Origin of the sequence: Catenovulum agarivorans YM01, assembly GCF_000281085.1 — a bacterium.
In the GTDB taxonomy this organism is placed as follows: domain Bacteria; phylum Pseudomonadota; class Gammaproteobacteria; order Enterobacterales; family Alteromonadaceae; genus Catenovulum; species Catenovulum agarivorans.
This window is the reverse complement of record NZ_AJWM01000141.1, coordinates 1-241: the sequence shown is the minus strand read 5'-3', so window position 1 is coordinate 241 and position 241 is coordinate 1. Positions and strand designations below refer to the sequence as shown.

Annotated in this window: 1 protein-coding gene; it reads right to left on the bottom strand. The window is 46.9% G+C overall.

Going from position 1 to position 241, the window contains the following annotated elements:
* Window positions 1-241: immunoglobulin-like domain-containing protein (locus WSC_RS21660; protein ID WP_040393788.1), on the bottom strand; the 241-nt coding region annotated here is incomplete at both ends.

Sequence of the window (241 nt, the reverse complement as noted above, 5' to 3'; positions counted from 1 at the left end):
TTTGACCAGCTGCAATTGAGATTTCTGCGCCATTACTTAAGGTAATGGTCATATCTGTTTCTGCCGCTGCCGTTAAGCTCGCGGTATAGGTAATGCTGCCACCCTCACTGACACTTGGTGTACCACTTAAGCTTAAGGTGGTTTGGTCTAATACATCTGCCACTGTGGTGGTCACTGAGCTATTACCCGGCACGAGATTTTCGAAATTGCCGCCTGTGACATTGTCTAATGACAGACTTGT